Source organism: uncultured Oscillibacter sp. (assembly GCF_910584465.1).
GTDB lineage: Bacteria > Bacillota > Clostridia > Oscillospirales > Oscillospiraceae > Oscillibacter.
On the sequence record NZ_CAJUBK010000084.1, the window covers coordinates 1 to 7,849 of the forward strand.

Below are 7,849 nucleotides of genomic sequence, written 5' to 3' on the forward strand. Positions count from 1 at the left end.
GCGGCGGCGGGCCGCGCCTCCCGGCGGAGGGCGCCGCCGCGGCCGCTCAAGGACGCAGAAACCGCCACCCGGCACGGTGACGGTTCGAGGAGCATCGCTTTGGACCCCGGCCGATCCGGGACCGCCGCTTGCCGCAGTGTTCGGGCTCATTATAATCCAGGGGGCCCCTTTTTGTCAAGTGCCCCCCCCCTTGACAGCCCCGGCCCCATCGCATATGATAAGCCTTGCCGACAACAGGAGGAAAGGAGCACCGCGATGGATCTAGAGACCATCTATCAGACCCTCGGCGTCAGCCGCCCGGTCTTCCGATACGGCGAGGCCGTGCTGGCCTCCCTCCGGGAGCGCTTCGACGCCATCGACCGGACCGCCGAGCTCAACCAGGGCAAGGTCCTGGCCGCCATGCAGGCCAACCGGGTCAACGCCGCCCACTTCGCCGCCACCACCGGCTACGGCTATGACGACGAGGGCCGGGACAACCTGGAGCGGGTCTACGCCGCCGTCTTCCACACCGAGGCCGCCCTGGTCCGCCCCCAGATCACCTGCGGCACCCACGCCCTGGCCGTGGCCCTCGCCGCCAACCTCCTCCCCGGGGACGAGCTGCTCTCCCCCGTGGGGGCCCCTTACGACACCCTGGAGGAAGTCATCGGCATCCGCCCCAGCCGATGCTCTTTGAAGGAGTACGGCGTCACCTACGCCCAGGCCGACCTCCTCCCCGACGGGCGCTTCGACTACGGCGCCGTCCGCTCCAAGATCAACGATCGGACCAAGCTCATCACCATCCAGCGCTCGAAGGGCTACGCCACCCGCCCCACCTTCTCCGTCCGTCAGATCGGGGAGCTCATCGCCTTCTGCAAGTCCTGCAAGCCGGACGTGAAGGTGATGGTGGACAACTGCTACGGCGAGTTCGTGGAGCCCCTGGAGCCCTCGGACCTGGGGGCGGACATGGTGGTGGGGAGCCTCATCAAGAACCCCGGCGGCGGCCTGGCCCCCATCGGCGGCTACATCTGCGGCACGGAGGAGTGCGTGGCGCGCTGCGCTTTCCGCCTCTCCGCCCCCGGCCTGGGGCAGGAGGTGGGGGCCAACCTGGGCCTGATGCCCGCCTTCTACCAGGGCCTGTTCCTGGCCCCCACCGTCGTGGCCGGGGCCCTGAAGGGGGCCGTGTTCGCCGCGAACGTCTACGAGCGCCTGGGCTTCCCCTGCGTCCCGAACGCCTCGGAGGACCGGCACGACATCATCCAGGCCGTCACCCTGGGGAGCCGGGAGGCCATGCTGGCCTTCTGCCGGGGCATCCAGGCCGCCGCGCCGGTGGACAGCTACGTCACGCCGGAGCCCTGGGCCATGCCGGGCTACGACAGCGAGGTGGTCATGGCGGCGGGGGCCTTCGTCCAGGGCAGCAGCATCGAGCTCTCCGCCGACGGGCCCATCCGCCCGCCCTACGCCGTATACTTCCAGGGCGGGCTGACCTGGCACCACGCCAAGCTGGGCATCCTGATGAGCCTGCAAAAGCTGGTGGAGGCCGGCCTGGCCGAGCTGCCGGGGCAAGGCGCGGCGGACTGAGAGGAGGACGGAGGATCCCATCATGAGACTGCAAAGCGCGATCTTCGATATGGACGGCACGCTGGTGGATTCCATGGGCATGTGGCGGACCCTGGGCAGCGTCCTGGCCCAAAATCACGGGGCCGTCCCCCCGCCGGACCTGGACCGCAGGGTCGCCTCTCTGGGCCTGTGGGAGGGCACCGCATACTGCAAGGACGTCTGCGGCCTCCCCGGCACGGTGGAGGAGCTGGTCCAGGAGATCTGGGGACAGATCGAGGGGTTTTACCGCCGGGACGTCCGGCCCAAGCCGGGGCTGATCCCCTTCCTGGACATCCTGAAGATGCAGGGGGTGTGGATGTACGTGGCCACGGCCACGGACCGCCCCCTGGCGGAGGCGGCGCTGAAGACAGCGGGCCTGGAGGGCTATTTCCGGGGGATGATCACCAGCCGGGAGGCGGGCCAGAGCAAGCGGGAGGGCCCGGAGATCTATGAGCGGGCCCTCCGCCGCCTCCGGTCCACGAAAAAGGACACCGTGGTCTTCGAGGACGCCCTCCACGCCCTGCGGACGGCCCACGAGGCCGGCTTCCGCACGGCGGCGGTGTACGACCCCTCGGAGCCGGACCAGGACGAGATGCGGCGGCTCTCGGACTATTATATCACCAGCTTCGAGGAGATGACCCGCCTGGGCTGAGCGGCCCCGGTCGGCGGGGGAAAGGCCCCGGACGGAGACCGGCACAGGGGGGCCGCTCCTTTCGACAGGCGGAGCAAGTTTTCAGGACGTTCAAAACGTCCTGAAAACTTATCGATCAAAAACGAAAGGGACCCTTCCTGGGTCCCTCTCGTAACCCTCCTCCTTCCCGTCGAGGGAGCCTCCCTTACTCTTTCGACGCTCTGAGCCGGCGCGGCATGATGCCGCGCCGGCTCCTCTCCGTCTCATCCGTCCCCCGTCTTCGCCGGTCCGGGACCGCTCCCGCCGGTCCGCGCCTGGGGCGGCTTGTAATTGGAATAGCTCCCCCTCGGGGGCTCCTCCGGCAGGGCGCTCCAGAAAAAGTGGGCGTCGTAGAGATGCCCCGGCTCCGGCCCCGCGCCGAACCGGCGCTCCATCAGCTCGGAGACCGTCACCAGCTCATAGCCCTGCTCCTGGAGCCAGGGCACCAGGACCTCCACCGCCTCCACCGTGCTCTCGTAGAGGCTGTGGAGCAGGACGACCTGCCCGTCCAGCTCCAGCCCCTGGAGGAAGGAGACGATCTCCCCCGCATCCCGGCACTGCCAGTCGGCGGGGTCGACGGACCAGGTGACGGCGGCGTACCCCGTGCCGTCCAGCGCGGCGTTCCAGGCGCCGTAAGGGGGCCGCAGCAGCTCCGGCACGCGGCCCAGGACCTCGGTGAAGGCCGCGTCGGACGCCTCCATGTCCGCCAGCGCCTCCCCGCCGCCGATCTTCGAGAACTTCTGATGGCTGTAAGAATGGCTGCCCACCTCACAGCCCAGGGCCTCCTCCCGCTCCAGGGCCCCCGGTACGTCCCGCAGCTTCTCCCCGACCTCGAAGAAGGTGGCCCGCGCCCCGCAGCGCTCCAGGACGTCCAGGATCTCGTCCGTATAGACCGGGTCCGGTCCGTCGTCGAAGGTCAGCGCCACCATGCGGGCCGTCTCCCGGCCGGGGGACGGGAGGACGGCCTCTCCCCCGTCAGGGGGCCCCGCCGCCAGGATCTGCCGGGGCCCCGCGGACAGCGACACCAGCACGGCGCACAGGACCAGGGGCAGCGCGCAGCAATGCAGTCTCTTTTTCATAGACAGCCTCCCTCCCCGGCCGGGCCTCCCCGATCGGGCCGTCTCCATCCGGCCGCTCCCCGCCGGGAGCGCAGGCCCCGGCCTCCCGGGGCCCCTCCGGTCAAACGTCCGCGAGGGCCTTCTCGAAGAAGGAGAACGCGATGTGCAGCGCGGCCTCGTCCTCTTCGTCCAGGCCCTTCGCGTGGGCGTCGACCCGGTACTGGTTGATCACCGTGGCCCACATCTCGAACTTCTTCCGGTCGTTGAAGACCTTCTCATAGTCCGTCCAATCGTCCATGACGATCCCCTTGATCTGGTCGAAGTAGGTCTCCTCCATGGCGGCGTCCAAGTCCTTCGCCGCGCGGATCCGCCCCTCCTGGGCGGGATCGTTAGACTTGCGCAGCCGGGCGATGAGCTGCTCCCTGGCCTTTTTGCCGTATTTGACCACCAGCTGGTGGGCGACCAGCTCCCGCAGCTTCACCTCGATGGCGTTGCGGCGGGCGCTGACCCGGTTCCGCTTGTCCGCCGGATCGGACAGCCGCTTCTCATAGGGATATTTGGCCTTGATGTAGTCTTCGATGGCATGGATCCGGATGAAGTAGTCGTCCTCGGCCTTCTCGATGAGGCAGTATCCCATCAGGTGCACGATGGAGTTCTCGCCGAGCTTCAGCTGCTTTTTGAACTGCGCGCTCCCGTCCAGCGCCAGCGTCTTCAGCAGGTCGTACTCATTGGGATAATGGTCCTGCAGCACGCCCAGGATCTGCTCGATCGACTTGCCCATCCCCGCCTGGTAATCCCTGGCATGCTTCACGTAGCTGTATTTCTCCACCGTGTACGGCCGCTGTTCCCCCCGTCTGAGCACATCGCCGTTGATCTGGCTGCATACCTGCCGGATCAGGAAGGGATGCCCGCCGTAATCGTCGATCAGGTTCGTGAAGATCTCTTCCCTGAACCGCAGCCCCAGGTAGCCGCCGATGCCCCCCACCATGTCCCTCACGTCCTCCAGGTCGAACAGGGAGATGTACTGCGGCGTCAGGCCGTTGAAGAGGGGGTTGTCGAAGCCGCAGATCTTCGCCTCCTCCACGCAGTTGGGGTTCACGCCGGCGATCACGAACGAGAACAGCGCGCTGTCCTTTTGGAAGACGGCGCGGATCGTCTGCCAGAAAAAGAGCGCGTCGCTGCCCTCCCGCCAATGCTGGGAGGGGGAGGTGTCATAGCTGATGCTCTCGATCTCATCGAAGATCAGCAAGATCCGCTTCTCCCCCAGGCCGTGGTAGAGGCTCTTCAGGTCCTCCTCGAAGCTTATCGCGGCTTTCGGCTCATTATACCTGGAGCTCTTCTCCGGCAGTGAGAACTCCTCCGGGAGGCACACGTCCACGGCGTCGGGGCCGGAGGAGGCGTACTTCTTCCGGATATCCTGGACGATCTGATGCAGGAAGGAGTTCCACCTTTGATGGTGGCACTGCGTGCAGTCGAAATAGACCACGGCGCCGTTGTCCTGCTCGACCCTGCGGCGCAGCAGGTTCAAGACGGAGGTCTTGCCGATCCGCCGCAGGCCGAACAGCCCCCCGTGCTCCCCCTGGCGGTACTTCCCGTAAAGCTCCGTGATGGCGTTGCTCCGGTCCTTCCCATAGAACAGGGTGTCGTCCTTCAGCGGCGAAGCCAGCCCGAACAGGTCCCGCTCATACAAGAAGGTGCGCAGGCGGTCCTGCAGCCTGGCGTCGTCCAGCCCCATGGCCAGACCCGCGTAAGAGAACGGGACGATCAGCCTGCCGTCCGGGTTCTCCGTTCGGTCGTTCTTGACCACCTGCTCGATGTCGCCGTCCTCGTCGATGAGGAAGTAGATGATCTTGTCCAGGCGGTTCTTGAACTCGGCCGTCACCAAATAGTCGACGAAGTCCTTCGTGCGGCTCTTGAGGTCCGCGAACCGGCCCTCACAGCAGAGGATCAGCACGGTATCGCCCAGGTTGTAAAGCTCCCGCAGCTTCGACGCGGGCTTGATGAAATGGTACCAATAGAGCGTGCGCTTGAAGTTCTGCTCCCGGGAGAAGACGATCTTCCCATACTTGGAGAACGCCTCCACCGCGGCCCTCACCCGCGCCGTGCCGCGGATCGTCAGCGGCTTCCCGTCCACGTTGACGATGCCTGTCTCCTCAGCCTGGGAAACGATCCCCACATCGCTCAAAACAGCCATGTCCTGCCTCCGTATCCTGATAGGATGGTGTCTCGCTCCCCATATGATACCAAGATTTGACATCGAATGCAATACCAAGATCCTCAGATCCCAGAGGGATCTCCCGGCGGGGCCGCCGGGACAGCGGCCCGTGCGGGACATATCCGCATAAGTCCCGGAGCGAGATGCGCCGTCGAGACATGGCTCCCCGTATCCGTCCGCGACTGCGGCCTTGTTCCAGCTCCTCATACCGGGCGATGGACCAGCCTCCAATGACCTCCCGCTCACTCACGATTGGCGCCCGCCTGCGGTTCCTCCTCGAAAGACCGCTTCATGTACGGGCCGTCCTCCCCGCTCAGTGTGAGCCGGAAGGCCGTATACCGGCATCCCTGGTACTGCCGGCCATCCAATTAGGAAGGCATATCCCATCCTGCATCTCGGACCGCAGGCATCGGGATCGATGAGCCGCTTACAGGCGGACGCTTCCTCGATCTCCTTTTTCGCCTCCTCGGGCAGTGCGTCGAAGGGGCCCCGGTATCCTTGTATATGTTCGGGATGAATGCGGAGCTCCATCCCTGTTCCCCGGGGCATGAACGCCGCCAGCGTCCTTTGCGGCTCGGCACATAAGATACGGCATATCCGCTTTTTTGCAGTCTCATATCGCGTCCGCGGCCGTTCCCCGCCAAATCCCCGTCGATCTCGCCCACAAGGCCGCGCAGGCGCTCGTCGACCGTCCCCATGAACATGCGGGGCCCCTCGTCCATGGCCCCCTCCGTCATCCCTTCTTCTTCACTACGGGTATCCACACCTCATACCGCGCGTCCTGCGGGCCCGGATCCAGGTAGACCTCGATATCGGGCGCGTCGGCATATTCATATCCGGAGGCCGGGAGCCACTCTGTCACGATCCGCTGCTCCGCTCCTTGTATGGACTGGAGCGTGCCCGTCCCAGGGAAGATCGCCCAGGTGGACGCTGGGACGGTATACTCTTCGAACTCACCGCTCATCTTCGTGCTGGGAACGGCGATGAAATATCTCCACTGTCTTTCATCGTTGCAGACGCTCACCCCCAAAAGCCCCATCGGCGGCATGTCCATCATCCCCGCCAATCTCTGTATGGTCCCGTCCGCGGCGGCGTCCTGCCACATCTTCGGCACGGCCATGAAGTTGTTCTCGATCTCCTTGTCGAGGGGTGCGGACACGCCTATGATGCGGAACGCGCCTTTCGTCTCGATCCTATAATCCATCCCTGTCGCTCCTTTCACAGCGATCTTAAACACGATGGGGGAGAAAGACCTCACGGGGACGCCCCCGTCTTTCACAGCAGACGGGGCGACCCCATGGAACGCCTGGAACGCCCGGTTGAACGCGGTCGGGGAGCGGTAGCCGTACTTCTCCGCGATATCGATGATCCGCTCCGTCCCATCCTGCAGGTCCACCGCTGCTAACGACATTTTCCTCCTTCGGATATACTCTGCCAGAGTGATGCCCGCCATATAGGTGAACATCCTCTGATAGTGATAGGCGGAGCAGCAGGCGATCCGTCCAAGCTGCTCGTAGTCTATCTCGCCGGTCAAGTGTCTCTCGATATGCTCCACGCTTTGGTTCAATCTTTCGACCCATTCCATAAGATACCCCTTCATCCTTACATATCATGCTTTTCATGCTTTGCAGACCTGGATCCATCGTTTTCATTATAAGGCTTATCCCCGGATCTTTCCTCTCTATCCTTGCACAAAAAAGAGAGGCGGCTATCCGGCGCCCGCCGTCCGCCCGCCGCGCCCGGCTGCATCGGTCACGGGCGGATGATATACAGCGTTCCCTGTCCTCGATGGGATATGTCCCGCACCGCCGGGACCCGAACGTCCGTCACGGGGGACACACCGCTGCCGTATCTGCGATGCCCGGTCCGAGCCGGGCGGTCCCGCGGCCTCGTTGCCCCCCGCCAGCGGCGACGGTCCTATATCGCGCGGACATCCTGGAGCACGCATGGGGGCGGACCGGCGGCCGCCTGCGGTCCGGCAGGAGGAGCACCGGGCAAAACGGGATGGACCGATAAAACAGCGGAGGCCAAGGCTTCCATACCTTGACCTCCGCTGTTCGTTTCGACATCAGAGCCGCACCGTCACGGCAAAGCCGCTTTTGAAATAGCAGGTGTCCGTCCAATGTCCGTCTGGTGGACCTGAAGAGATTCGAACTCTCGACCTCTCGGATGCGAACCGAACGCTCTCCCAACTGAGCTACAGGCCCAAACGATGGATAAGACCACGATCGAAAGGAGAAGCCTTGGAAGCTGACTTCCAAGGCCTTCCTCTTTCCTGGTGGAGATAAGCGGGATCGAACCGCTGACCTCTTGAATGCCATTCAAGCGCTC

5 protein-coding genes and 1 tRNA gene are annotated in these 7,849 nt (G+C 64.8%); 2 read left to right on the forward strand and 4 right to left on the reverse strand.

What is annotated here, in order from left to right:
- The first annotated feature begins 255 nt into the window (after positions 1-255).
- Both QZ332_RS12435 and QZ332_RS12440 read left to right on the forward strand, forming a co-directional pair.
- On the forward strand, positions 256-1,557 hold the full coding sequence (locus QZ332_RS12435) for a methionine gamma-lyase family protein (RefSeq protein ID WP_295765962.1): 1,302 nt from the start codon (positions 256-258) through the stop codon (positions 1,555-1,557).
- Between the two features lie 22 nt (positions 1,558-1,579).
- The gene (locus QZ332_RS12440; protein ID WP_295765965.1) at positions 1,580-2,227 is read left to right on the forward strand and encodes an HAD family phosphatase; all 648 of its coding nucleotides are present in this window, start codon (positions 1,580-1,582) and stop codon (positions 2,225-2,227) included.
- A gap of 242 nt (positions 2,228-2,469) precedes the next feature.
- On the opposite strand, the gene QZ332_RS12445 is transcribed toward QZ332_RS12440, so the two are convergent.
- The 4 genes from QZ332_RS12445 to QZ332_RS12460 all read right to left on the reverse strand — a co-directional run bounded on the left by QZ332_RS12445 (position 2,470) and on the right by QZ332_RS12460 (position 7,725).
- Positions 2,470-3,324, reverse strand: a complete 855-nt coding sequence (locus QZ332_RS12445) for a polysaccharide deacetylase family protein (RefSeq protein ID WP_295765968.1) — start codon at positions 3,322-3,324, stop codon at positions 2,470-2,472.
- Between the two features lie 100 nt (positions 3,325-3,424).
- A complete protein-coding gene (locus QZ332_RS12450) occupies positions 3,425-5,497 on the reverse strand; it encodes an ATP-binding protein (protein WP_295765970.1) in 2,073 nt (690 codons plus the stop codon).
- Positions 5,498-6,251: 754 nt separating this feature from the next.
- Positions 6,252-7,103, reverse strand: a complete 852-nt coding sequence (locus QZ332_RS12455; protein ID WP_295765973.1) for an AraC family transcriptional regulator — start codon at positions 7,101-7,103, stop codon at positions 6,252-6,254.
- A 546-nt stretch (positions 7,104-7,649) separates the two neighbouring features.
- Positions 7,650-7,725: transfer RNA gene (locus QZ332_RS12460), tRNA-Ala, on the reverse strand.
- Positions 7,726-7,849: the final 124 nt, after the last annotated feature.

Coding starts and splice junctions, on each gene's coding strand:
- QZ332_RS12435 (WP_295765962.1), top strand. CDS start 256: ATGGATCTAGAGACCATCTATCAGACCCTCGGCGTCAGCCGCCCGGTC.
- QZ332_RS12440 (WP_295765965.1), top strand. CDS start 1,580: ATGAGACTGCAAAGCGCGATCTTCGATATGGACGGCACGCTGGTGGAT.
- QZ332_RS12445 (WP_295765968.1), bottom strand. CDS start 3,324: ATGAAAAAGAGACTGCATTGCTGCGCGCTGCCCCTGGTCCTGTGCGCC.
- QZ332_RS12450 (WP_295765970.1), bottom strand. CDS start 5,497: ATGGCTGTTTTGAGCGATGTGGGGATCGTTTCCCAGGCTGAGGAGACA.
- QZ332_RS12455 (WP_295765973.1), bottom strand. CDS start 7,103: ATGGAATGGGTCGAAAGATTGAACCAAAGCGTGGAGCATATCGAGAGA.